Here is a 25,354-nt window from a genome sequence, read left to right on the forward strand (position 1 = left end):
GTGCGGCCAAGGCCGTGCCCCTTTTATTTTTTGGCGAATTCAGAGGTTAGAACAGGCGGCCGAGGCTGAAGAAGATTTTGCGGCGGCCTGCGTCGCCGATGGAAGTGCCGAAGGTGAGCATCCCCAGTGGAGTGGCTGCGCCAAGGCTGAGGAAGCCATCCTGACGAAGGATAGCGCTGCGTTCGGGACTCCAGATTTCGCCGCCTTCGTATCCGGTGGCGATGTAGAGTCCCTGTCCCAGGCCTGAGGGCAGGGCTGCGAGGCGGCGGAGGTAAGCTGCCCGCACGAGATAGTCATCGGTTCCGCGATATTCGTCCATCGATGAGGCGGAGAGATGCAATGGGCCGCCGAGCGTGAAGCGAAGCGGATCGGCTACGTTGCGCCGAAAATAGCTGTTGCCTTCTACGAGTACGCCGAGAATGTTTTTATCTGAGAGAGCGAAACTCCGGTTGGCGTGCAGTTGCAGGAGCGGCGCATTCTGGCTGGCGAAGGTCTGGAAGAGCGCGCCGGCGGTGAGATTGACTCGGAATCCGCTGGGAGAGAGGGTTTCCGAGTCGGTGGAGTCGTAGGTGAAGCGAACATCGGCGGTCTGGGAGGTTCCCGAGAGATTGGTGTCGGCGTCGAGGCCTTCCCGCAATGTCCAGCGAACGTCCTGGGCTCGCCATTCGGCTGCGAGTTGCATGTACCGGTCGAAGGTACGGCCAATCTCAAGGCCGCCTCCGAACTGTTGCTCCAGGCGCTCGGAGATGCGTCTCTGGTTGTTCCATAGGTAGACGGGTTTGCGAATCAGGCCGAGGTTGGGCTGAAAGAAATATCCCCTGGGCGAGAGCAGCCGATAGTACTCGCTGGAGATCTGCGTGAAGTAGCCGAGACGCAGGTCGGTGCGCAGTTCGGAGCCGTAGCCGCCGAGGTTATCGTTCAGCAGGCGCACGTCGAAGGTGGTACGGGTTACGTTGGAGGTTTGCGCTGTGACTTCTGCACCGAGGATGAGGAAGGGTGGGCCGCCTCGCACTTTGTTGAGACGGATCAGAACTCCGGTGTCGGGCGCTGCGGCTTGCACTCCGCTGGGAACCTGATTGGAAACCTGGTCTGTGCTGGGGCCTTTGTCGATGCTGGGGCCCTGGGAGGTTGGCTTCGCTGGCTGCGCGGGATTGAAGGTCTGAATTCCTGTCGTGTAGAGGCCGCTTCCCTGCACATTGCCGAGTGCGGTTACGATTTTCTGGGCGTCGATGGGCTTGTTCTTGAGTGGGGCAATGTCCTGCTGTAATTCCGCGCGTGCTTCGGGTAGTCCGCCTTCGATTTTGACGGCCTGGAGCAGGCCGGGTGCGGGTCGAATCCGGGCCTGGCGTGCGGCGAGATAGGCGGCCCAGTCGTGGTCGTTCAGCGCATATTTCAGCAGACTTGCTTTCTGCTTTTCGGCGGCGGCGTAGCCGACTTGTTCGAGCTGTGCTCCCTTGGTGTAGTCGGTGACGGTGAACTTGCCGGTATCGGCAACGACGACGATGTCGGCTTGCTCCAGGCTTAGCCGTACGTTGCGGGCTGTTCCTGCGGAGAAGGCGCTGCTCATGACGCCGATGATGGAGTTGACGTCGCCTTCGGTGAAGGGCGTGTCCAGCAGATGGATGGCGATGACCACGTCGGAGTGCAGATCATTGCGCGCGACATCCGTAGGCAGGTTGTCGACGATGGCTCCGTCGATCAGGTAGTGGCCGTGATACTGCACGGGGGAAAAGATTGCGGGGATGGAGATGGAGGCGCGAATGGATTGGTTCAGCGGGCCGCCGCGAAAGACGACCGGCCGTTGCTCATTGAGATCGGTGGCGACGCAACGGAAGGGGATGGCCATCTGGTTGTAGTCCTGATCGTTGTCTTCATAGGCGATGAAGGTCGCGGTCAGGAAGTTGTTGAGCCCGTTGTCGGTGAGCAGGGCGTTGCGAAGGTTGAGGCCACCTTCCAGACCAAATTTGACTCCCTGGGGCAACTCGCGCCGGTTTTCGCGGCTTCGATAATCCAGTTTGGAGTAGGGAGCCTCAAGCTGGAATACATCTTCAAACTTTGTACCGGAGGCGGTCTTGAGCATGGCTTCGGGCGAGATGCCGGAGGCGTAAAGGCCGCCAACCAGGGAGCCCATGCTGGTGCCCGCGAGGCGATCTACGGGGATGTGATGTTCTTCAAACCAGCGGATCACGCCGATATGGGCGATGCCCAGGGCTCCGCCACCTTCGAGTGCCAGGCCGATGACGGGGCGGCCAGCGGGAACGGTGGGCGGAAAGATTGAACTTGCGGGCGAATTCTGATCGGTTTCGGAGCGCGCGGCATCGACGCTGCTACTGGCGTGTCCAGTGCTGGGGTGTGGGTGATTCTGAGATGGCGTTTTCGGTTTTGCTTCGGGGTCGGGCAACGGTACGGGCAGTTGGGGCAGAATCGGCGTGGAGGTGATCGACTGCGCTGCCTCGGGTGAGGAGGACTGCTGAGCGTGCAGTGCCGACATGCTCAAAGCGAAGGACATCGCCACGGCGGCGGTCTTTTGAAGTCGCCTCATATAGTTTTTCAGCACGTCGCTTTTCAGCACATTTTTATTGTCAATACGAGGCAGAGGAAATAGAACTCCGCTCGTTTTCAAATATTGCAGTGACGCAGGTTTCCAGATGCTGGGGAGATGCTCCGTTACCAGCTCTGGGCGCGCATGGCGGAGACGCCAGCTCCCAGAATGCTGATGCCGTCATCTGCGGGAAGCAATTCGAGTGAGTAGCTTTGCAGCGGACTCATTTTGACCATTACGTCCAGGTAGCCGCGGAGAACCGGCAGTTCGAGAAAGCTGGTGTTGTGGCCGGTAAAGTAGAAGCGTCCGGGTCCGCCGAGGTGAATCATCGATGCGGTTCCAGCAGCAAGGGCGCGGTGCCACAAATCGACAAAGTCACGGCAGCGCTGGTCGCCCTTTTTGGCGTTGGCAAAGATTTCATCGGGTTCGAGATCGAGGAAGCGAAGGCGCATTGCCCGATGGCCCATGATGCCTTCGATGTGGCCAACGCCACCGCAGCCGCAATAGCGTTCTTTGGGGTCGAGCGTGACGACGGTATGGCCACCTTCCCAGACGCCGTCCGATTGTGGCCAGCGACCGTAGCCGATGCCATTGCCGAGAGTCCATACGCGGATGAGGCGATCGAGGTGGCCTCCCGTGGCTGCGATGCCGGCGGCTACTGCGTCGGCATCGTTCAGAACATGGACAGGGGTGTTGATTCCCTTGCTTTCGAGTACTTCGCCGAGTTTTTCGGCCAGGCGAATGCCTTTGATCTGGGCGAGGTTGGGCGAGTCCTCGACGACGCCATTGCGGACGATGCCTGGAACAGCGACCCCGATGGCGGCCACCGGGCCCTCGCTGGAATCTATCAGCGGGGTGATCTGGCTGGCGAGAATTTCGTAGAGTTCGCTGGACGGTACACCGATGAGGGCTTCGGTTTCGTCAGCGTCAACGGGATAGCGAAGACGCTCGCCCTCCAGCTTCTGCTGACCCAGCGGGCCGGTCATGCGTCCAGCCACAATGTGCTCTGTCATCACTACGCCAATTGAGGTCGTCATCGAGGTCTCCAGTACAGTGCTGACGATAGTAACGCTTTTGCCGGTGCAATCGGCAAATCACCCTGATCTGATGCCCTTGTTCCGTACGGCTTTACTGGTATCTGTGCATGCGTCCTACGCCGTTAAATGCAGCGATCTTGTAACACTCTGCAAGGGTGGGATAGTTGAATACGGTCTCGATGAAGTAGTCGACGGAGCCACCAAAGGTCATTACTGCCTGACCGATATGGACCAGTTCACTGGCGCTTTCGCCGATGATGTGAACGCCCAGCACTTTGCGTGTTTCGCGATGGAAGATGAGCTTGAGACGCCCGGTGGTATCGCCGCGAATCTGTCCGCGGGCAACCTCGCGGTAGTACGCCATGCCCACTTCGTACGGCACATCTTCCTCGGTGAGCTGCTCTTCGGTTTTGCCGATAAAGCTGATCTCGGGGATGGTGTAGATGCCGTAGGGGTAGAAGCTGGGGTTGGAAATGGTGCTCATATCGTTGAAGGCGCGGGCGACAGCGATGCGGCCCTGTTCCATGGAGACGGATGCCAGGGATGGGAATCCAATGACGTCGCCAACGGCGTAAACCGTGGGTGCGGCGGTCTGGAAGTTCTCATCGACGGGGATGCGACCGCGAGAGTCGGCTTTGAGGCCGGCATTCTCGAGTTGCAGTTCGTCTACGCTGCCCTGGCGGCCAACGGCGTAGAGAAGCGCATCGCCGGAGACTTTTTTGTGGCTCTGAAGATTGGCGATAACGGTGCCATCCTGCAGCTCTTCCACGTTGTCCAGCTCTTCTCCAAGGCGCATGGTGACGCGGCTGTCACGGAGGTGATAGCTGAGGGCTTCGACAATCTCCTGGTCTGCGAATTCAAGCAGGCGGTTGCGTTTTTCGATCAGCGTAACGCGTACACCGAGGATGGCGAACATGCAGGCATATTCGACGCCGATGACGCCGCCGCCGACCACGATCAGTGTTCGCGGGAGCTTGGGCAGATCCATGATCTGGTCGCTGTTGATGATGGTGCGACCGTTGATCGGCACGCGGTCCGAGGTTGCCGGTTTCGTGCCTACGGCGATGATGATTCGCTCGGCTTCGAGCGTTGCATTCATCTCCGGACCCTCGATTTTGAGGGTGTTGGGGTTTACGAAATGTGCAACACCGTGGATGACATCGATGCCGTTGCGTGAGAGCTGGGCTTCGGTGACATCGATCTCGGTTTTAATGACGCCCTGGACACGGAAAGCCAGGTCGGCCATGGTGATTTTTTCTTTGACGCGGTAGTTCATCCCATAGACAGTGCGGTAGTTATAGCCAGATAGGTGGAGCACGGCCTCACGCATTGTTTTGGAAGGAATGGTGCCGGTGTTAATGCAGACTCCCCCGACAACGGAGCGGGATTCAATGATGGCTACGCGCTTCTTGAGCTTCGAGGCGGCGACTGCTGCACGCTGCCCGGAAGGCCCGGAGCCGATAATAATCAGGTCATACTTGGCGGCGCTCATGCGCTGGTCCCCCAGTGGAGGAAGAGCTGGTATTCAAGGTCAACCTCCTAAATCGGAGGCTAACACAATGGGCAGGCTGGGATGACGTAAGGAGTGTAAGGATTTCAACAGGATTCGCGAAGTGGGACAGGATGTTTCGTTATCTGGGAGGGCCGGGAAGGCTTGTGGAATTGACGCAGCGAGTCGGGAGCCCTAGGCTCATATTCAGAGGCTTGGCCGTAGGATAGGCCGGTCATCGGAGGGAAGATCACATGTTGTTCACCGTCGTTGATCTGGAACGCGATCCGATTAATTTTTCCGTGGCGCTGCCGCCTGCGGCCATTGACTTTGGCGTCGAGGCTGAGCAGTTGGGCAATTTGGCCAGTGAAGGCCGCGCTGAAGTGCTGCATGAGCATCGCGGACCAAAGGAAATTGTGGCCGATATCCGGCTGAAGGGCAGCTTCAAGGGGATGTTCCAGGTGCCGTGCGCCCGTTGCGTGGACCCGGTGGAGCAGATACTTGCGGAGGACTTCGACCTGCTGTTTCGGCCTGCCGAGGTGGACGCAAATGGTGCGGAGCATGCTATTTCCACACCGGAGACGGAAATCGGGTATTATGAGAACGGTGGCATTGCGCTTGAAGACGTGCTTCGGGAACAGGTTTTATTGTCCCTGCCCGCACGAACTCTTTGCAAGCCAGATTGTAAAGGACTTTGCCCGCGCTGCGGCCTGAACCGCAATGAGACAGCCTGCTCCTGTGAACAGGGTCCAAGTGACCCGCGTTGGGAAGCGTTGGCTGGCTTGAGCAGCCGGATCAAACCCTAATTTATTGCTGGGCTTTACGATAAGCCCAACTGTTTCAGGCGGGTAGCCGCGCGGGAAATCTCTGCGGCCAATGTCAGTCTGAGGCAGAGATTTGAAAGGATCAGTACCATGCCTAATCCGAAACGGCGTCATTCCAAGCGCCGCACTGCACTTCGTCGCTCTCACGACTTTCTGACCGCAGGCTCGTTGTCGATCTGCCCGAACTGCCAGGAAAAGAAGCTTCCCCACCGGGCTTGCGCCAAGTGCGGTGAGTACAAGGGCCGTGCGGTTCTTGAAACCAAGGAAGCTGTCAGCTAATCTTCTACACTCCCATGGCCCCTTCGATGTTGATAGATATCGCGCTGGACGCTGTTGGCTCGGACAAAGCTCCTGAGCCGGAGATCCGAGGGGCTATTGAGGCGTGCAGGGCTCTTCCGGTACGGGTGCATCTCATTGGACCCGAGCCGGAGTTGCGTGACCTGCTCGATGAGCATCTCGAAGACGAAGATTTACCCATAGTGATCCACCATGCCTCCGAGAGGATCGGCATGGATGAGAAAGCTGCGCACGCTGTCCGAACGAAAAAAGACAGCTCGATGCGGGTTGGTCTGAAGCTGGTTCGCGAAAAAAAGGTGGCCGGATTTGTTACTGCCGGCAACACCGGCGCGGCAATGGCCACGGCCAAGATGGTGCTGGGTGCTCTGCCTGGCGTTGATCGGCCTGCGCTGACCGCGCGGATGCCTACGGCTACCGGTTCTCCGTGTGTGCTGCTGGATGTGGGTGCCAATGTGGATTGCAAGCCTTACAACCTGGAGCAGTTTGCGGTGATGGGTGAGATGTTTGCCCGTTCCGTGCTCAAGATTTCCCGCCCTCGGGTTGGGCTGCTTTCGATTGGCGAAGAAGAGACCAAGGGCAATGACCTGACGCGCGAGGCATTTCCGCTGCTGAAGGCGCTGCCGATTAACTTCATCGGCAATGTAGAAGGCCGCGATATTTTCAACGGCAGCGCGGACGTGATTGTCTGCGATGGATTTGTGGGCAATGTTGCGCTCAAGACCGGCGAGGGCATTGGCCGGTTGTTTCGCGATCTGCTGCGTGAGTCGTTGACCCGCACGGTTACGGCGCAGGTGGGAGCGATGCTTTCACGCAAGGCGTTCAATGACTTTCGCCGCCGGTTGGATTACAACGAATACGGTGGCGCGCCGCTGCTGGGTGTGCGCGGAGTCTGCATTATCGGCCACGGTTCGTCGAACGAAGTGGCTATTTTCAACGGTATTCGCGTGGCGATGGAGTTTGCCAATGCCGGGATCAATACCAGCATTGAGCAGGAGCTGGCGAATCGTCCGACGCGGACAGATGCCAGTCCTAAGGCTGCGAATCCACCCAACGCATCGGACACGGCTGTCCAGTAGCTGCGGCTACGCTGTTTTATGTCTGCCAATTTCCCACAATTCGACGCACATATTCTGGAGCAATTGGCTTGCCCGGTCTGCTTTGGAGTGCTGCGGCTGGATGCGGCGAGTGGAGTTCAGTGCACTGGTTGCGGCCGTGTGTATCCGCTCATGGACGGCATCCCGGTGTTGATTCCGAACCGCGCGGTGCTTGGCCGGTAGCTCAATCTGAGCTCTACCGGGCAGCTCTATTTGAAAAGACTACCGAGATTGTCGGCGCAATTATCGGCGCACGTAGAACGGCCAGACGATCATCGCAGCGAACGCAATTGCCGCCAATAATGCCAGAGCCAGCAAGCTGTACAGGATGATCAGGTTCGGTCCGGAGTCTTCTTCGGAATCGATTTTGGCCTGAGACTCCAGGTCGTTGAGTTCCCTCTTGTTCGGGATCCTGCTACTCATACTTCAGGGACTCCACGGGGTCCATCTGGGCGGCCCGGGTGGCGGGAACCGTGCCGAAGATGACTCCTACGACCAGGGATACTCCCAGCGCCGCAACGATTGACCACGGCGAAATGGGGATAGAGTAGCTGGTGAAGAGCCGCACAGAAAGCGGCAACGAAAGGCCGAGCAGTGTGCCTGCAAGGCCGCCAGCCAGCGAGATCATAACTGCTTCGGTGAGGAACTGCAGTCGAATCTCCCGAGAAGTGGCGCCGAGGGCTTTTCGGATGCCGATTTCGCGGATGCGGGCGCGGACGTTGGCCAGCATGATGTTCATGATGCCGATGCCGCCGACGGCGAGTGTGACCATCGCAACTGCGATCAGAACGGCGGTGAGACCGCTGGCGATAAGACCGGCCGTGGTCAGTACTGCTTGCATGTCCGTTGTTTTGTATACGGAGTTGGCCTTATGCCGCGCCTTCACTATGCGCAGGATCGCGGCTGTGGCGTCCGGGACATCGTCCATGCTGCGCAACGAGAAGTAAATCTGTTTCACGTTATCGGTGCCGGTGAAATAGCGGCCGACGGAGTATGGAATGAGGATGGTGTTATCGGTGATCTCCGAAAATCCCATGTCATCCACGGTTTCTTTGAAGGTGCCGATGATGGTGAAAGGGATTCCGCTGATGCTAAAGTTCTGACCAACTGCGCGATCGGCGCTGCCGAACATCTGTGTTGCGAAGGGGATACTTACGACGGCGCATTTGATGTGGGCGCTCTCGTCCTGGTCGTCCATAAAGCGGCCGTCGGTGACGATCAGGTTGCGCACCTGTTGGTATTCGGGAACGACGCCGAGGACCAGGGTGTCTTTGACCACGCCGCCGCCGAAGCTGATGCGATCGTGCATTTCAAGCACCGGCGATGAGTACTGAACGGAGGGTAACTGGGCCAGTACGGCACGCTCGTCTTCGCGGGTCAGGTAGTCGTTATAGGTGGAGTTGGCCGTACCGGTCGAGCCGCCTCCGGAATATTCCAGTTCGACGAAGTTGGTGCCGATTTTTTCGAGCAGGCCCAGGGCGTAGCTACGGCCAGTGAGGCCGATGGTGACGACAAGGATGACAGAGGCCGATCCAATGACCATGCCCAGCGCGGTGAGCGCGAAGCGGGCTTTGCTTGACCGGAAGCTATCGATGGCCAGCCGGATGGTTTCACTGAACGCGATGGTGCGATGCGCATTCAAAATTGTGCGGCGGAAGGATTCCTGACGGGCTTCTTCGATCTGATTCATAGCGTCACTTACTGGCTTTACAGATGTTAGATGCTGAGACGGGGTGTGGGCTTCTCAATACTGCCTGAGCCTTTGAGATTCCCACTACCCTGCCTAATAGCTTACCTGTCCGGGCCCCCGGATGCGGATTTAGCTAGTTACTGACGTATTTATCCAGCCATTTGAGTTCTTCGCGGACCTTGATGTAGCCGTGCCAGGGGTTGCGGGCGAGAGAATGGCCTTCGCCGGGGAAAACGAGAAAGCTGTGCGGGATGCCGAGTTGTTGCAGGGCGCGTTCGAGAGTGACGCCCTCCAGATAGCTGACGCGAACATCGCTGTTGCCCTGGACGATGTGGGTGGGCGTTTTGACGCGGTTCATGCGGAAGAGCGCTGCTTCACCCTGGTAGAGTTCCGGCGACTCCCAGGGACGACCGTTGAGATACCAGGCGTCATCCCAGGTGACATCGTCGTTGCCCCCGTTGGCTGCGTGTTCAACGGCTCCGGCTCCGGTAACGGCGACTTTGAAGCGGGTGGTTTCCGTGATGAGCCAGTTGGTCATATAGCCACCGTAGCTGTAGCCGCCGATGGCCAGTTTATCGGGATCGGCGTAGCCGTCTTTGACGAGAGCGTCTACGCCAGCGAGGATGTCTTCTCCGGGCTTTGAGACGAGATGGGGAGCGATCTGGAGCATGAAATCGTCGCCGTAGCCGGAAGAGCCGCGATAATTGGGCCGGAAGACCAGCCAGCCATGTGCGGCGGCCAGAGCAGCCCAGTCGTACCAGTCCGCTTCGAACTTGTTTCCATCCGCGTCCGCAGGTCCGCCGTGGATGAAGGTGAGCATGCGCAGGTGCTTCTCGCCTTTTTTGCCGGGGGGAAAGATCAGGACGCCTTCGACGCTGGTGCCGTCCGGGGACTTCCAGGTGTAAGGCTGCCATTCGGGCTGGGCGCGTTCGGCAAATACGGGGTTGAGATTGGTCAGAGGAGTTAGCTGATCGAGGTGCCTGGCGTCCTCCGCGAGGTAGACCTGGGCGGGGTGGTTGAAGGTGGAAAAGCGCACGAGCAGAGCGTTGCCGGTTTGGGGTACAGAGATACCGGCGTAGGTGCCAGGCTTGCCCGGGAGCTTGGTGGCTTTCTCGCCGGAGATGAGGTAAAGCTGCTGCTCGATTCCCTTCAAACCGACGGCTATCAGGTCGCCGTTCGGGAGGAGATCGAAGTCTTCAAGTGAGCCGGTGAAGTCTGTACCCAGCCGCTCGATGCCAGGCCGCTCGATCTTGCCCGCTTCATCGGTGAGGTTCATGCGATAAAGGCGGCCCTGCACATCCTGATACTTGCCTTCGGCGGAGCCTGCGGCTGCGTGGACAGCGAAATGCAGCCAGTGGCCATCGTGCGACCAGCGCAGGCCTGATTCCAAACCTAGATTCTTAGTGATCTGCCGGGCCTGGCTGTTGGCGACAGCGGGGACGAGAAAGATTTCAGTGTCGGCGGGATTTTCCATGCGATGGCTGATGGATGTGGTCAGGAAGGCGATGGATTTTCCGTCGGGCGATGGTGCGATCTGATCGATATCGAGGGTGCTGGTGGTCAGAGTCAGTGCGCCGGTGGTCAGAGGCAGCGCTGCCGTGTCGGATTTGGCGGGGTGTGCCGGAGGGTAAGCGGCGGTGTTGGCCAGGGATTCCGCGACGGGCAGGGAGAGCAACAGATCGCCACGCTCCTGCTCACGCCAGCGGATGACATCTTTCCAATCCACTTTCTTTGCATCTTCCTGCTTTTGGGTGAGCGGTGTGGTCACGGAGAAGTAGATGTTTTTGCCATCTGCGGACCAGGCGAAGGTATGAACATCCAGCTTTTCGCGATAGAGAGGACGGGCTTCGCCGCCGGAAAGGGAGATTAGCCACAGGCGAGAGGTCTGGTCATCTGCGTCGCCTGCTTTTGCCGAGCGAGCTTTGGCGTCACCGCTGTCGCCGTCCCTGGTGTTAGCGTCGCTGCTGCCCGAGTCTGAAACTGGGCGGTCCGAGAGAAAAGCAACCCATTTGCCGTCGGGGCTCCACTGGGCATCTTCATCGGTGCCGGATTGCGTGAGTGGGCGCAAGCCTTCTTTGGCCGTCCAGAGCGAGAGGGTATGGCGGAAGGTGTTGGCCTTCCAGTCGGGACTTTCCGTGCCGATGATGGCCGAGGTGCCGTCGGGAGAGATGCGCGCGCCGGCAATATCAGTGGTGTTGAGGTACTCGTCGAGCGTGATTGGCGGCAGCGTGGCGGCTTTGGGGGCCGACTGGGCAAAGGTGAGACTGGTAGAGAGAGCAGCGGCCAGTGATACAAGAATTCTGCTTGCGGAGTGTTTCATGTCGGCGGTACATCCTGTTGATGAGAATTGAGATCGGCTTGGTGAGCGGCGAAAAGACTGCATTAACTGTATCGCGTGAAAATGAAAAGCGCCGAAGGAGGAGAACTCCTTCGGCGCTTTTGTTGATGGAATGGATCAGCCTGGTTTAAAAGTCGAGACGCAGACCAAATTGCATACGGCGGTAGGTTGTAAGTACACCGCTGTAGGCACCGAGCGTTCCGCTGGTCAGGACGCCGTTAAGGTTGAGCGGGCTGGCGTCGAAGCGGACATTATTGCCGACGTTATAGACTTCGGCGGCAAACTTCAGAGTGGCCCTTTCAGGCAGATTCCAAACCTTGGAAAGAGCTGAATCCACATCGAAGTAGCCGTCGCCGCGGAAGAAATTGCGCTCGCCTGCCTCGCCGGGATAGGGCAAGCGGACAGGGTTGCCAGAGGTGATTCCGTTGTTGATCGCTTCGGCACCGTTGCCTGCAAAGACCTGCGGTATGCCACTGGCCAGGTTTTTGTGAACCTTGACCGGGGCGGTAACTACGCCGGATGCTTCCTGGTTCCAGTTGGTCTGCCAGCCGGGCGAACTCAGGGAAAACGGTAATCCGCTTGCCCAACGAGATAGTCCGGAGAACTGCCAGCCACCGAGGAATGCGTCGGTGAGACGGCTCGAAGCACCAAGGAGCATTTTCCCGCGTCCCACGGGCAATTGGTATACCCAATCAAAGGTAACCAGATGATGGGTGTCGAAATCCGACACGGCTTTATTGAGTTTGGGATTCCAGCTGTTCTGGATTCCGCTGGAGCTGCTGTAGGCATCAGTGGTCTCTTGATTCGCGCGTTCGGCAGCCGAACCCATGTCCAAAGACTTTGAGAAGGTATAGTTCACATCCACCGTGAGACCGTGGCTGGTTGGATGGCGCAGCGAAAGCTGCAGGGCGTTATAAGAACTGGTGCCGATTGAGGACCAGGCATACAGCGATGAAAACTGCTGATTCCAGTACCGTCCCGATGTTGGAGCGCCGTCAAAGAAATCAAGATCTTCCAATGCCTGAGTCTCGCCGGCACCGTATCGCGTTGGCGCCCATTCATCCGAGTAGACGGCCTGGGTTGCGCTTTCTCCCACGTAGTCTACGTTGGCCATATACGGGAACATGTCTTCGAAGTACTGGATCGGTTGCACGGTGCTGTTTGCATTTCCGTTATGCATATCGGCAATACGGGATAGCTTTGCCGCGGCGGTGAAGTAGTCGCCGCCGCCCTGCTTGTCGACCAGGTTGACGGGCTCTGCGAGGTCAAGCTGTTGCAGTAGGTGGCGTCCGAGACGACCGACATAGTTCTCTTCAAAAGTGAAACCGCCGGGCAGTTCACGCTGGAAAGACGCATCAATTGCATAGGAGTAGGGAGTCTTCAGGTGGTTGTCTACACCCCATGCGATAGCAAAGCCGCAGTTGATGTTGTTCTGAGGCGTATATGGATAGGTGATGGTGCTGGGGTTGGCGCATGGGTTTCCGGCTGCGGAGGGAATGTTGTGAGGGCCGGTGAAGCGTGGCGCGTTCTCGAAACCGTATGTGGAGGCCGGGGTGCTGATGGTCGTAGTCAGACCAAATGACCCTTCCTGATCGAAGGAGTTTGCGATGCCCTCGCCAAAATGGTCATAGAACATGCCACCGCCAACGCGGATTGTTGTCTTTGGGTTAGGTGAGTAGACTGCGGCCAGACGCGGTGCGATATTCAGCTTCTGCTTGGCCCAGTAACCGGGGCGGCCATTGGCTTTGCCGCTGGGCGCGAAACTAAGTGCTGGCTCGAATACATTGCCTTTGCTCGCGGCGTAACCACGCTCCAAGAACCATTCCTGGGTGTCGATGGTAGGAGCAACCTGCTGTCCCTTGGTCTCATACGGCGCCTGCAGGATCGAATGCCGGAAGCCGAAGGTGAGCGTCAGGTTCGGCTTTACGCGCCATGAGTCCTGGACATAGTATTCAAACTCGTTTGCCTTGAAATGCCGGTTGATGATTGCTCCATCCGGAAACAGGGAGCCCGTAGCTCCGCCTTTTGCCACAGCATAGTTGAATTGCTGATCGGTTTCCGGTACTGTGCCGACTAGGGTTGCATAGGCAATCTCGTAGGAGTTGCCGAAAGATTGTGCCAGGTCCGCGGGCGCGCTTGGAGAATCACCCATCCAGTAGGCATTGGTACTGCCGTCGGAATACGAGTTCAGGTCCGAGGCGCGGTTGTTTTCGATACCGCGCCAGTTGCCGCCGAAGTTGATCGTATGGTTGCCCTTGCTCCAGGTCAGGTTGTCGGTAATGTTGTTGACCGGCACGTTGACAATGGTTGAGCGGGTCTGTGATTCGGGCTGCGTAAGAAAGCGAAAATTGACCCAGTCGCCTGTTCCGGAACCGATGCCGCGGGTCGAATATCCCTGCCGGATGTAGGCATAGCGGGCGTCATTCACCAGGTTGGCGGTAGGCGTCCATGTATGGCCAAAGGCCAGGCCCTTGGTGTTGTCCTCGGTAAGGCTCTGGGCGGGTTGGCCGGGCAGATTTTCTACCGAAGAGGAAACGTCCTTCTGCAGGTTGGCACGGAAGAATACGCGCTGTGTCGCGCTCAGGCTGTAATCCAGTTTGGCAATGCTGGTGTTTTGCGTCAGCGGAGCAGGAGACGCAAAGAAATAGCTGCCGTTATTCACGCCATCGCCGGTTGTAGAGCCAGTCGTGCTGCCGAGAATACCGGCTGCCGCCAGAGGTGCATAATAGGCCTGCACGTTGGGGTTTACACCGCAGGCAATGTTAGTCATGCACCCTGAATCCAGAATCGCCACGTCAGATGGGCTGAGGTACGTGGTCGCTCCGGCGGTATTCTGGTAGCCCAGTTGGCCCTGGTAGAACTGCGCGGTTGGCACGGTCGCGTCCACAATTGTGTCGACTGCCTGCCGCTTGCCCTCGTAGTTGAAGAAGAAAAACAGCTTGTCCTTCTTGATGGGGCCGCCCACTGCGCCGCCGAAGGTGTTCATTACGTATTTTTCCGGCGTATTCGGCTCACCGAGGCTGAGTTGCTGATTCTTGTTGAACCACTCGTTGGCTACCGTGTTGGTAGGCCGGTAATACTCATACAGGGCGCCATGATACTTGTTGGTTCCGCTCTTGGTGATCAGGGAAACCTGTGCACCGGAGCTGCGGCCGGAGTCAGCGTTGCCATTGGCTGTAGTTACGCGAAACTCTTCTGTCGAATCGAGCGTGGAACGCAGTACGCCGGTAAAGGATGTTCCGGCGATCTGGTCGTTATCGTCCATGCCGTCGAGCGTGATGTTGCCCTGATCGGAGCGTCCGCCGTTCACCGAGCCGGAACGCGTGTCGTTCGTGTCGTTTTCAGAGGGATTGCCGAGGTACAGCACGCCCGGTTGCAGGGTCAAGAGCGAGACAGGGTCGCGGCCTTCCATCGGCAGCGCCTGGATGGTTTCGTTTCCTACGGAGTTGCCGAGCGTCGCGTCGCTAGTATTCAGGGTCTGCGCACTGGCCGATACATCTACCGTCTCGGAACTGGCTTGTATCGAGAGCTTGAAGTCGATCGTTGCAGGCTGATTCACTAAAAGTTCGGCGGTCTTGGACTGGGGGCTCAGGCCCTGGGCGGTGACCGTGATGAGATAAGTAGCCGGGGGAATCTGGGAGAACTGATAAGACCCGGTGGAGGTGGTCATTGTTGAAAGGGTCTTGTCGACGCTTTTATCTGTGATAGCTACGGTGGCTCCGGGGATCACTGCACCGCTGGGATCTTTAATAACGCCGCGTAAAGAAGTTGTGGCCGACTGACCGAAAGCGAAGCTGCTTGAGATGAGGATGCACAAAAGCATCGCTCCCCAGTGGGATCGTTTCACGTCTATTCCTCCAAAGTTTTGAAGTGCAATAAAAAGGTGCAAGTGCCTGGAAGGCAGATTGTAAGGTGGTCTTACTGGCTGGGTCCTGGGGAGTCATGTTTCAGACCTGTCCACTGTATTGGTTACATTATCTTGCAGGATTTTCCCCAGGTATTCAACAGATTTTCTCAAACGAACGAGCGTAGGGAAACAAATTAGTGGTTGAAATATGCTTAGCAAGTAACGCTTGCCTTACTCATATTGCACCTCCATTGGGGCATTCGCAGGGTAGCGATCTCTACTGTTGTTGCTGCATTTGCTGGATTTCCAGGTTTGAAATCATGCGCTCCGGGGGCTGCTGAGCGCGTTCTACGAGAACTGTCCAGTCGTCGGGAATGGGGAGTTTGCGATCCAGAGGCGGTGCTTCGTTGCTGGCCTCAACTTGAACAGCCACATAGAGTTCGCTCTCTGTCTTGCCACGGAAAACGCCGTGCGTCGGTGGCACGTCGGCATAGTCGCGCCCGACTGCGGTGCGGATGTGACGGTTGTAGGCGAGGAGATCGTTGGTGGGGTCGAGACCGACCCAATTCAAATGAGGCAATAAAACCTCAACCCAGGCGTGTGTGGCCTCCGGAGTGGATCTGTCATTGTCTCCACTGCCGCGATAAAGGTAGCCGCTGACGTAGCGGGCCGGGATGCCGATATTTCTCAGCAGAGCGATCATGGTGTGGGCAAAGTCCTGGCAGACACCCTGGTGGTTGGAGATGGCTTCGTCGATGGGCGAATCGACGCGGGTGGAGCGGGGAACATATTCGAAGTACTCGAAGATTTGCCTGTTTAACTCACGAACGACCATCAGGGGGTCATCACGGCGGACGACGTTGAGCTTTTTGGCGAGTTCGAGTAGAGACGGGGTGGGTTGGGCAAAGGTGCTGGGCAGCAGCATTTCGCCATAATCCCCCATGTGGATGAGTGCATCGAGAGCGCCCCAGGCGTCGGGCGCGAGAAAGGCGGGAATATCAATCTGCGCCTGCTGCTCGACGAGAGACTCGGCCACGATGACCAGTTGATGATGGTCGCCGGGGATGTCGAAGTGCTGCACATGATTGCCGTGGTGATCGCGGTAGCTGAAGACGCGGCAGCGCGGACTTACCGAGAGCGAAAACGAGAGGCAGTGCTGGTTGTAGTCGGAGCGCGGATGCATCCGGGTTTCCATGATGCTTTCGCTGACCGCCTGTTTATAGCGGAAGCGGGTGAGATGCCGGATGGAATAAAAGTTCATGCTCGCTCCCAAAAGATGTTTCTGAAATCCCGGTACGTGCGGCAATTGAGCGTCAGTGGATCGTCAACGAATCAGCGTGGATTATCCCTGGACGGAAAGCGCAGATTGAATGGAATATTGCACGTAGTAGCGATACAGGAGTTCATGGATCTGCTGGCATTGCTCGCGAATGGAGTGCAGGAATGCTCCGAGATCGCCGTTGAGAATTTCGCTGATGGTGGTGTAGCGCAGCATTGAATGCAATCGACCGGCTGTGGCCATCAGTTCGTCGGGTGGACGGCGTCCACCGTTCAATTGGATGGCCTCGATAGCCTGGCGTACCCCGTCGATGGAATAGCGCAGGGCGTGAGGAAAATCGCGATTGAGGAGGAGGAATTCGAGAATGCGGTCGGCGGAAAGATCGGCGGTGTAGACCTGGCAATAGGCCTCAAAGGAGGTGCAACAGCGCAGGAGCCCAACCAGCTCAAGATATTGGTAGCCGGAGTGAGCCTGCTCCTGCAGGTCGAGCAAGCTCTCCTGGTAGACCTCAAGCAGAGTGGCGGTGGCGTAGGCACGCTCCAGATAGCGCCCGAGGCGGATGAACTGCCAGCCCTCGCCGTGAATCATGGTGGTATCGCTGACTCCCTTGAAGAGATGAATGCCATCGATGATGGAGGCCAGGAAGTCGTTCAGATTGGAGCCGTACTGGGCCTGCGCATGTGGCGAATGCATCTGGTGATAGAGACGATTGAGCCTTTGCCATTGCTCGGTGCTGATTTCCTCGCGAACCTGGCGTGCGTTTTCCCGGGCGGCATCGAGACAGGTGGTCACGGAGGCCGAGTTGGCGCCATCGAAGATGAGCATTCGCGTCATGGCGTCCATGTCGCCATTCCACTCCACGCCGGCTGGGTTGCCGAGTGAGGTCAGCAGGCGTTGCCAGCGGGTCTCGGCGGTGGTCTCAGAGGAGTCGAGGAGCAGGCTCATGGTGACATCGAGCTGGCGCACGGTGTTTTCGGCCCGCTCCAGGTAGCGGCTCATCCAATAAAGGCTGTCTGCAACACGTGAAAGCATTCGGGTTTACTCCAATAGCTGTTCTTGCTTAAAAAACCCGCAAGGCTTATTCCAGAATCCAGGTATCTTTACTGCCGCCGCCCTGCGACGAATTCACGACCAGCGAGCCTTTTTCCAGGGCAACACGGGTCAGGCCGCCGGGCACGATGTTTACCTTGTCGCCAAAGAGGATGTAGGGTCGCAGGTCGACATGGCGCGGCTCCAATTGGCTGCCGAAGAGACAGGGTGCGCGAGAGAAATCCAGTGTGGGCTGGGCGATGTAATTGCGCGGATTGGCCTCGATGGCGCGGGCAAACTCCTCGCGCTGGGCGGCCGTGGATTGCGGCCCGATCAACATGCCGTAGCCGCCGCTTTCGCCAACGGCCTTGACGACCAGCTTGTCGAGATTCTGAAGGACATGCTGGCGTGAAGCCGGATCCGTCAGCAGGTAGGTCTTGACGTTGTTGAGGATGGGGTCTTCATCGAGGTAGTACTTGATGATGTCGGGGACATAGGCGTACATCGCCTTGTCATCGGCCAGGCCGGTGCCGAAGGCGTTGGTTACCGTGACGTTTCCGGCGCGGTAGGCGTTGAAGAGGCCAGCACAACCCAGCCCGGAGTCAGCGCGGAAGATGAGCGGATCGCTGAAGTCATCGTCCACACGGCGATAGATTACGTCCACGCGCTTGAGTCCATCGGTGGTGCGCATGTAGACGATATTGTCGTGGGTGACGAGGTCGCGCCCTTCGACAAGCTCGATGCCCATCTGGCGGGCGAGATAGGTGTGCTCGAAGTAGGCGGAGTTATACACGCCGGGGGTGAGCAGGACGATATTGGGTTCGGGACGACCTTCGGGTGCGAGCGAGCGCAAGGTGTTCAGCAGCAGTTGCGGATAATGCTCGATGGGGCGCACGCCGTAACTATGAAAGAGCTTGGGAAAGGTGCGCTTCATGACGCGCCGGTTGGTGAGCATATAGCTCACGCCGGAGGGGACGCGCAGGTTGTCTTCCAGCACGACGAACTCGCCGGTGCGCAGGCGCAGCAGATCGGAGCCGACGACCGCTATATAGACATTGCGCGGAACCTGGAGGCCGCACATCTGGCGGCGGTAATGCTTGCAGCTATAAACGATGTCGCGGGGGATGACTTTGTCTGCGAGGATTTTGGCCTCACCGTAGATGTCACGCAGAAAGTGATTGAGCGCGGTGATGCGTTGGGTGAGGCCGCGTTCGATTCGCTCCCACTCGTTGCCGGAGATGAGGCGGGGCAACAGGTCATAGGGGAAGATGCGTTCGGTGCCTTCGTCCTGGCCGTAGACGGTGAATGTGATGCCCTGGGTCAGGAAGGAGAGATCGGCGGATTGCTTGCGGCGCATCAGTTCGTCGTGGGGCAGGCTGGCGAGGACTTCGACGAGCGCCTGGTAGTGAGGGCGAATGCCTCCATCGGGCGTGCGCATCTCGTCAAAGGCTCCGTCGATCAGGTAGTCGCGGAAGAGCTTCTCGATTGCATCGGGCTTGCTTGCGTGTTCGGCAGGCTGGCTAGCACTCATGTGTGATGACTGGTCCTTTTGATTAAATTAAGGAGAAATCCGCATCACGGTTCCAACTAGAGTACACCGAGTGAAGGAAAATGCCAGCCGGGCAAAATGGGAACGAAAGATGAGTTGCGTTGCTTGTGATTTATGACACGCCGTATTTTTTGAACTGCTCCGCGATCTTTGGGTCTATTTTTTGGGCTGCGTGGATGTCGGCTTCGGAGCCCTGGACGTCGTTTTTGGCGCGCCTTGCGAGGCCGCGTCCGTAGAGCCACGCCGCATCGTTTGTGCTCTGGGCGATTGCGGCGTCGTAGTCGGCGATGGCCAGGTCGTACTTTTTCATCTTGAGGTAAGTGAAGGCGCGGCTATCGAGAGTTGCTCCCACTCCTGGCTTGAGTTGCAGGGATTGATCGCAATCGGCCAGCGCGTCTTTGAGTTGCCCTGCGATAGCACGGTAATAACAGCGATTGTTCCAGGCAACGGCGTTTTTAGGTTGGAGCTTGATGACCTGGCTGAAGTTCTCAATGGCGTGCGGATAGTCGCCTTTGAGGTTATAGGCCTCCCCGCGATTGAACCAGGCAAGTGCGAACTCCGGGAATATCTTTATGGCCTGGTTGTAGTCGGTCATGGCTTGATCGAGGTCGCCTTTGCGCTGATAAACAAAGCCTCGGTTGTTATAGGCCATAGCCTCTTTGGGGTTTTGCAGGATGACCTGGGTGTCGTCCTGAATAGCGCGATCAAAGTCGCCCTTGCGCTCATAGGCCACTGCTCGCCGATAGTATGCGGTGAGCCGGAAGTCTTTTCCTGCATCCCCGGCCTGGAGAATCGTAGAGCAGCCGCGGATGCTGATGTCGGGATCGGCGCTGTTGCATTGGTGGACGCTTTCCTGCAAGGTCATGGACTGGAAGATTTCGAATGCGCCGTAGCCTCCTCCGCCTATACCAATGAGGCAGAAGATGGCGACGACTACGATGCCGACTATTTTCCAGTTCATGGCCAACCCCAGCGAGACTGATTTTCAAAAAGGATATCAGCCACGCAGGGCTGCAAAAGAGTTGTCAGCCGGAATTCAAAACGGTACGCAAGAGATTTGCTGATTCAAGCTGCGTTATCTGTGCCGGATCGGACATCGGGCCAAATTTTGTCAGGCTATAATCTGAATTCAATTTCCGCCGAAACGCGGAAATACGGGCTATTCGGGTATGCCCATTCATCCATCAATCCATTGATTCCGATTATTCCAGCGGATTCTTGAATCGCATTTTTTGAAGGCTAATTCAATCGAGGATCTCACTTGGAAAACAAAATCTCGCGGTTTGATCAACCGCCTCGTCATATTCTGGCGCTCGATGGTGTTCGTGGTTTTGCCGCAGCAAGTGTGTTCATTTTCCATTATGGAGGAGGGGCAAAATCTTCGATTCTACCTATACGGATCCTCGGTTCCATCATTCATTTCGGATGGGCTGGGGTTAGCCTTTTCTTTGTTCTATCTGGATTTCTCATCAGCGGGATTCTTTGGGATTCATTTCAACGGCCAAATTGGTGGAGACGTTTTTATGCTCGAAGGTCTCTGCGAATTTTTCCGTTGTATTACCTGGCGATACTGATCACGGCCATCACGGGGCTGGTTTTGGGGGCGTCTCTCAAGGATCTCAGCACCATTTGGGTTCCAGCGCTCTATCTCGGCAATGTTCCGTTTGTTACATCGCACTTTACTTATGCGCCGCCAGGCATACACCTGGAGCATTTCTGGAGCCTTGCGGTTGAAGAGCAGTTTTATCTGATCTGGCCGTTCCTGCTGGCTCTTTTCGCTTCACATCGTCTTCGAGCCAAAAAGTTGATCCTGATATTGTGGACGCTTTCCCTGGTGTTTCGCCTGTCGGTAATCGGTCTGCCCCATGATGACAGTTGGCAGACTGGATTTATCTTTGGCCGCGCAGGAGAGCTGTTGGCGGGGGCATATCTGGCAATGGTGGTTCGCGGGGAGTCACTGGAACGGGAGCAGCTCTTTCGCTGGTCGCCGATGATTACGTGCTGCTCTTTGGTGGTACTGGTTCTGATCTGCATCTATTCGGGCGGCCCGGAGCTTGGCGCTCCCTTGATGGCAACGGTCGGGTTAGCTGCCTGCAGCACATTTTTTGCGGGAATAGTTGGGTGGGCTTTAAGGCCGGGGTTGTGTCAATCTTTCTTCCAGGCGCCGTTTCTTAGGTGGTTGGGCAAGATCAGTTACGGGATCTATATCTATCATCTCTTATTTCGTACTGGCTACATCTGGGTTGCAGATCGCATTGGAGGGGGACTTGGATACAACGCGCGGGCGATATTGCAGTTTGTAGTCGCTGCTATAGCTACTCTGGCGATTGCATCGCTTTCCTTCTATACCTTCGAGAGCTTCTTTCTTCGCTCAAAGGATCGGCTCACTTGATTGGTTCGTGAGCCGGTCTTTGGTTTGGTCGATTTGCAGAACGGGCGAAGAAGCGTGACGATCCTGCCAGGGTTTGTATAACAAAACGGCACACCCCGAAGGATGTGCCGCTTTTTGTTTCAAGTTCAAACTACGGCCAGATTGACTCTGCCTTGATGGCAGATCGTTAGAACTGCGACCAGAGGGCCTGGTTGTAGACCTCGTGGTGGTATTGCACTTCGGAGCCTTTGACAAAGGTGCCGAGTGCGCGTGGCGAACGATCTGCTGCGGCGCGCTTCAGGTCTGCAAAACGGCTTTGAACGTCTGCGCCGAGAATCTTGCCAATCCACTCGGAGCCACTGAAATCGTCAATGGCGGAGTAGATGTTGTCGGGCAGGTAGCGCTGTGCCTGGCGAAGATTGTCAATGCTGCCGATGGAGCCGTCGAGGCCGGTCTTGAAGAGCGAGTAGAGGACCAGATATGGATTTGCGTCTGGGCCTACGGAGCGCACTTCGACGCGCATGGATTTGGAGTTGCCGATGGGAACGCGAATCATGGAGCCGCGATCCGTGGCAGAAGCCTTGATCTGATTTGGTGCTTCAAAGTGGGGATCGAGGCGGCGATAGGCGTTGACGCTGGGGTTGAGGATCAGGCAAACGTCGAGCGCATGGGTCAGGACGCGATCGATAAAGTCCCAGCCAAAGCCAGAGAGCTGTTCCTGGCCATTGGCGTCCCAGAAGAGATTGGTCTTGTCCTTGGTGATGGACATATTGGTGTGCATGCCGCTGCCGTTTACGCCAACGACGGGCTTCGGCAGGAAGCTGGCGGTGTAGCCCATGTTATTGGCTACCTGGCGGCAGAGCAGCTTGTAGAGCTGGATCTGATCGGCGGCTGCCACAACTTCGCCATAGGTATAGTTGATTTCGAATTGGCTTGGCGCGACTTCCGGGTGATCCTTTTCGTTTTGGAAGCCCATGGCGCGCTGTACTTCGGCAGCGGTGTCGATGAACTTGCGCAGAGGATCGAGCGGGAGCGAGTGATAGTATCCGCCGGTGTTGACGAATTCGAAACGGCCCGTTTCGTTGAATCGCCGCTCGGCATCTGTACCGGCGAAGAGGAAGCCCTCGATCTCATTGGCTGCGTTGACGGTGTAGCCTTTTTCCGCATAGAGAGTGTCGGAGTAGTGCTTGAGCACGCCGCGCAGGTCGCCGGAGTAGGCTGTGCCGTCCTTGGCGATCACTGTGCCGAAAACCAGAACCTTACCGGTGCCGAAGACATCCGCGGGCACCCAGTAAAAGGCGCTCCAATCAATGCCGAGGCGCAGATCGCTCTCCTTTTGAGCGGTAAAGCCACGGATCGAGGAGCCGTCGAAGGTGAGGTTGTCGTAGCTGGAAATCAGAAACTTCTTGTCATAATCCAGTAGGTGCAGGCGCCCTTCGAGGTCGCTGAAGAGCACGGTGACGGCCTTGATGCGTTTCTCGTCGGTGAGATATTTAAGCCGTTCTTCGCGGATTTTATCGGCGTTGACGCGGTTGAGGCGGTCCTGCTTGGCCTTGAGATTCAGCTCTTCCAACTCGTCGTAGCTGAGTGCAAGAAAATTGCGGTAATTGTCAGACACGTGGTTCTCCTCTGGCGATTTCAATATACACAGCAACGCAAGTGCGAGCGTGGGCTGCTCATGGATTGTGAATTTAGGTTAACTTGCCCTGCACCGGTGCGCATAAAGAAAATATATCAATAAAAAATATAGCGCAGGCGGAGGGCTGAAATTCCGCTGGTTCCTGCAGTCTGCGAGGCAGTCCGCCTGATAGCATCGGCTAAACGCCGTGTTCGACAGCTCTTCCCTTCGGCATTCCCTCAAGGAGATTTACCCTGCCCATGTCTTTTCGCCTATTCCAATCAAATTTGAGGCCAATTCCGGCCATTTTTTCTGTTGCCGCGCTTGTTTTGCCCCTTGGCCTGGCTGTAACCCCGGCTGCGGCGGAGTCGGCCAAGACGCCGATCCAGATCACGGCAGACCTTACAGACGCGTCGCGAAAGATTTATCACGCTGAGGTTGAGCTGCCGGTAAAAGAAGGCGATGTTGTGCTGACGACTCCAAAGTGGATTCCCGGCAACCATCGTCCGACGGGCCCGGTAGACGACATTACCGGCGTGGTTTTTACCGCGAACGGCAAGACCCTGACATGGCGGCGTGATGACTCTGACCTCTACCAGTTCCACGTTACGGTGCCAAAGGGCGTGACGATGTTGCACGCGCACCTGGACTGCATTGCAACCGAACGCATCTCGCAGAAGATGGCGGTGCTGGAGTGGGAGAAGCTGCTGCTTTATCCGGCCAATACTCCGGTACGCGATATTGCCATTCAGCCATCGCTGAAGGTTCCCAATGGCTGGGGTGTCGGTACGGCGCTGGCACCGGTTGCCGGCGGATCGTATCCGGTTCCGGCGGCTGGTGCGACGACGAAGTTTGAAGTGACGAATGTGGAGCAGCTTGAGGATTCGCCTATCATCACGGGCGAATATTTCCACGAATTCGCGCTGGCTCCGGAGGTTTCGCCGAAGCATTACATCGATGTTGTATCCGATGCGCCAGAAGACTCCAATCTGCGCCCCTCGGTACTGGCGGAGTTGAACAATCTCGTTCGTGAGGCCAGCACGGTCTATGCCTCGCACCACTATCGCGTCTACCACTTTCTACTGACGCTCTCGGATGTGGCTGGCGGCGAAGGGCTGGAGCATGGGCAGTCCTCGGATAACGGCGTTGGCGAAAAGGGATTTGCCGATGATGCACATCAGTTAGCCGAGTCGGATCTGCTGGCGCACGAATTCACGCATAGCTGGAACGGAAAGTACCGCCGTCCATTCAACCTTTATCAGACGGATTTTAATGCGATAGAGCAGGGTTCGCTGCTGTGGGTTTACGAAGGCATGACGCAGTACCTGGGCAATGTGCTGGCGGCACGCAGCGGGCTCAAGTCGCAGGCTCAGTATCGCGACATCCTGGCCATGTCGGCTGCCCAACTGGACTACAAGCCAGGTCGCGAATGGCGCACGACGGAAGATACGGCGATCGCGGCCAGCATTCTTCGCGGAGGCAATCCCGCGTGGTCCAACTGGAAGCGTGGGCAGGATTACTACCAGGAAGGCGAATTGCTCTGGCTGGATGCGGATACGCTGATTCGCAAGCAGACGGAGAACAAGAAGTCGCTGGATGATTTCCAGAAGATTTTCCTGGCCAAGGGCGGTGAGACCGGTCCAGATATCGTGACCTATAACCGCGAGGAATTGATCAAGGATCTGAACGAAGTTACGCCTTACGATTGGGCGAAGTTCCTGCACGAACGCATCGACCTAATCAATCCACGCGCGGATCTGGACGGAATCGAGCGGGGCGGATATCGCCTGGTTTACCACGATAAGCCGAGCAAGTCGGAGCGTACGATGGCTTCGGCTGGTGGACGTCGCGGCGGACTGAACGTCTGGTACTCGCTCGGCGTGCGTGTCTCTGGAGAAGGCATGATCAGTGACGTGCGCTGGAATGGCCCCGCGGATAAAGCTCGTCTCGCGCCGGGCTATAAGATCATCGCTGTCAACGGAAACGTATTTTCAGGCGATGCGCTTAAGGCCGCAATCAAGGCCGCAAAAGGGACCAGCGCTCCAATTCAGTTGATTGTGCAGGCGGATACATTCGTGTCCTCATTCAACATCGACTATCACGATGGCGAGCGCTATCCAGTGCTGGAGCGGATCGATGGAACTCCCACGTATCTGGATGACATTACGGCACCCAGGACTACGCCAGAAAAGGCACCAGTGGAGAAGGATAAGAAGGACGATGAATAGCTCCGAATCCAACTTCAAAAATCTAATATCTAACAGGAAAATTTAACCAGAAGGGCGCGCATTGGTGGGCGAAGTTAGCCACCAATGCGCGCCCTTTTATTGGGTCGAATCAGAGCTAAATC

At 57.2% G+C, this 25,354-nt stretch carries 18 protein-coding genes; 6 read left to right on the top strand and 12 right to left on the bottom strand.

What is annotated here, in order from left to right:
- Positions 1 to 46 precede the first annotated feature (46 nt).
- The 3 genes from OHL19_RS02465 to sthA form a co-directional block, all read right to left on the bottom strand.
- Complete coding sequence (locus OHL19_RS02465) at positions 47 to 2,542, bottom strand: patatin-like phospholipase family protein (protein WP_263355999.1); 2,496 nt, start codon at positions 2,540 to 2,542, stop codon at positions 47 to 49.
- A gap of 125 nt (positions 2,543 to 2,667) precedes the next feature.
- Complete coding sequence (locus OHL19_RS02470; protein ID WP_263356000.1) at positions 2,668 to 3,579, bottom strand: ROK family protein; 912 nt, start codon at positions 3,577 to 3,579, stop codon at positions 2,668 to 2,670.
- A gap of 91 nt (positions 3,580 to 3,670) precedes the next feature.
- Positions 3,671 to 5,071 carry a Si-specific NAD(P)(+) transhydrogenase gene (gene sthA / locus OHL19_RS02475; RefSeq protein ID WP_263356001.1) on the bottom strand — a complete coding sequence of 467 codons (1,401 nt, stop codon included), beginning with the start codon at positions 5,069 to 5,071 and terminating at the stop codon, positions 3,671 to 3,673.
- A gap of 251 nt (positions 5,072 to 5,322) precedes the next feature.
- Here sthA and OHL19_RS02480 point away from each other — a divergent pair, with 251 nt between their 5' ends.
- From OHL19_RS02480 to OHL19_RS02495, 4 genes are all read left to right on the top strand, one after another.
- Positions 5,323 to 5,874 carry a YceD family protein gene (locus OHL19_RS02480; protein ID WP_263356002.1) on the top strand — a complete coding sequence of 184 codons (552 nt, stop codon included), beginning with the start codon at positions 5,323 to 5,325 and terminating at the stop codon, positions 5,872 to 5,874.
- Positions 5,875 to 5,982: 108 nt separating this feature from the next.
- Positions 5,983 to 6,171: a 50S ribosomal protein L32 gene (rpmF, locus tag OHL19_RS02485; protein WP_263356003.1), complete on the top strand. Its 189-nt coding sequence runs from the start codon at positions 5,983 to 5,985 to the stop codon at positions 6,169 to 6,171.
- A 26-nt stretch (positions 6,172 to 6,197) separates the two neighbouring features.
- Complete coding sequence (plsX, locus tag OHL19_RS02490; protein WP_263356004.1) at positions 6,198 to 7,265, top strand: phosphate acyltransferase PlsX; 1,068 nt, start codon at positions 6,198 to 6,200, stop codon at positions 7,263 to 7,265.
- A gap of 18 nt (positions 7,266 to 7,283) precedes the next feature.
- A complete protein-coding gene (locus OHL19_RS02495; protein WP_263356005.1) occupies positions 7,284 to 7,466 on the top strand; it encodes a Trm112 family protein in 183 nt (60 codons plus the stop codon).
- Positions 7,467 to 7,526: 60 nt separating this feature from the next.
- On the opposite strand, the gene OHL19_RS02500 is transcribed toward OHL19_RS02495, so the two are convergent.
- From OHL19_RS02500 to OHL19_RS02535, 8 genes are all read right to left on the bottom strand, one after another.
- The gene (locus tag OHL19_RS02500) at positions 7,527 to 7,706 is read right to left on the bottom strand and encodes a hypothetical protein (protein WP_263356006.1); all 180 of its coding nucleotides are present in this window, start codon (positions 7,704 to 7,706) and stop codon (positions 7,527 to 7,529) included.
- Positions 7,699 to 8,973, bottom strand: a complete 1,275-nt coding sequence (locus OHL19_RS02505; RefSeq protein ID WP_263356007.1) for an ABC transporter permease — start codon at positions 8,971 to 8,973, stop codon at positions 7,699 to 7,701. Before OHL19_RS02505 ends, OHL19_RS02500 begins: the two co-directional genes overlap by 8 nt.
- Positions 8,974 to 9,106: 133 nt before the next feature.
- The gene (locus OHL19_RS02510; protein WP_263356008.1) at positions 9,107 to 11,293 is read right to left on the bottom strand and encodes a S9 family peptidase; all 2,187 of its coding nucleotides are present in this window, start codon (positions 11,291 to 11,293) and stop codon (positions 9,107 to 9,109) included.
- A 145-nt stretch (positions 11,294 to 11,438) separates the two neighbouring features.
- A complete protein-coding gene (locus tag OHL19_RS02515) occupies positions 11,439 to 15,158 on the bottom strand; it encodes a TonB-dependent receptor (RefSeq protein ID WP_263356009.1) in 3,720 nt (1,239 codons plus the stop codon).
- Positions 15,159 to 15,435: 277 nt separating this feature from the next.
- On the bottom strand, positions 15,436 to 16,419 hold the full coding sequence (locus tag OHL19_RS02520; protein ID WP_263356010.1) for a transglutaminase family protein: 984 nt from the start codon (positions 16,417 to 16,419) through the stop codon (positions 15,436 to 15,438).
- 81 nt (positions 16,420 to 16,500) lie between these two features.
- Positions 16,501 to 17,469: an alpha-E domain-containing protein gene (locus OHL19_RS02525; protein WP_263356011.1), complete on the bottom strand. Its 969-nt coding sequence runs from the start codon at positions 17,467 to 17,469 to the stop codon at positions 16,501 to 16,503.
- A 46-nt stretch (positions 17,470 to 17,515) separates the two neighbouring features.
- The gene (locus OHL19_RS02530) at positions 17,516 to 18,904 is read right to left on the bottom strand and encodes a circularly permuted type 2 ATP-grasp protein (RefSeq protein ID WP_263356795.1); all 1,389 of its coding nucleotides are present in this window, start codon (positions 18,902 to 18,904) and stop codon (positions 17,516 to 17,518) included.
- A 223-nt stretch (positions 18,905 to 19,127) separates the two neighbouring features.
- Positions 19,128 to 19,976 carry a tetratricopeptide repeat protein gene (locus tag OHL19_RS02535; protein ID WP_263356012.1) on the bottom strand — a complete coding sequence of 283 codons (849 nt, stop codon included), beginning with the start codon at positions 19,974 to 19,976 and terminating at the stop codon, positions 19,128 to 19,130.
- Between the two features lie 300 nt (positions 19,977 to 20,276).
- Between OHL19_RS02535 and OHL19_RS02540 the strand changes: the two genes are divergently transcribed.
- Positions 20,277 to 21,407: an acyltransferase family protein gene (locus OHL19_RS02540; protein ID WP_263356013.1), complete on the top strand. Its 1,131-nt coding sequence runs from the start codon at positions 20,277 to 20,279 to the stop codon at positions 21,405 to 21,407.
- A gap of 166 nt (positions 21,408 to 21,573) precedes the next feature.
- On the opposite strand, the gene OHL19_RS02545 is transcribed toward OHL19_RS02540, so the two are convergent.
- Positions 21,574 to 23,004 (bottom strand): glutamine synthetase family protein, encoded by a 1,431-nt coding sequence (locus OHL19_RS02545; RefSeq protein ID WP_263356014.1) that lies wholly within the window; start codon positions 23,002 to 23,004, stop codon positions 21,574 to 21,576.
- Positions 23,005 to 23,264: 260 nt separating this feature from the next.
- Between OHL19_RS02545 and OHL19_RS02550 the strand changes: the two genes are divergently transcribed.
- On the top strand, positions 23,265 to 25,232 hold the full coding sequence (locus OHL19_RS02550) for a M61 family metallopeptidase (RefSeq protein WP_263356015.1): 1,968 nt from the start codon (positions 23,265 to 23,267) through the stop codon (positions 25,230 to 25,232).
- Positions 25,233 to 25,354 lie beyond the last annotated feature (122 nt).

It is taken from the genome of Acidicapsa ligni (assembly GCF_025685655.1).
In the GTDB taxonomy this organism is placed as follows: Bacteria; Acidobacteriota; Terriglobia; order Terriglobales; family Acidobacteriaceae; genus Acidicapsa; species Acidicapsa ligni.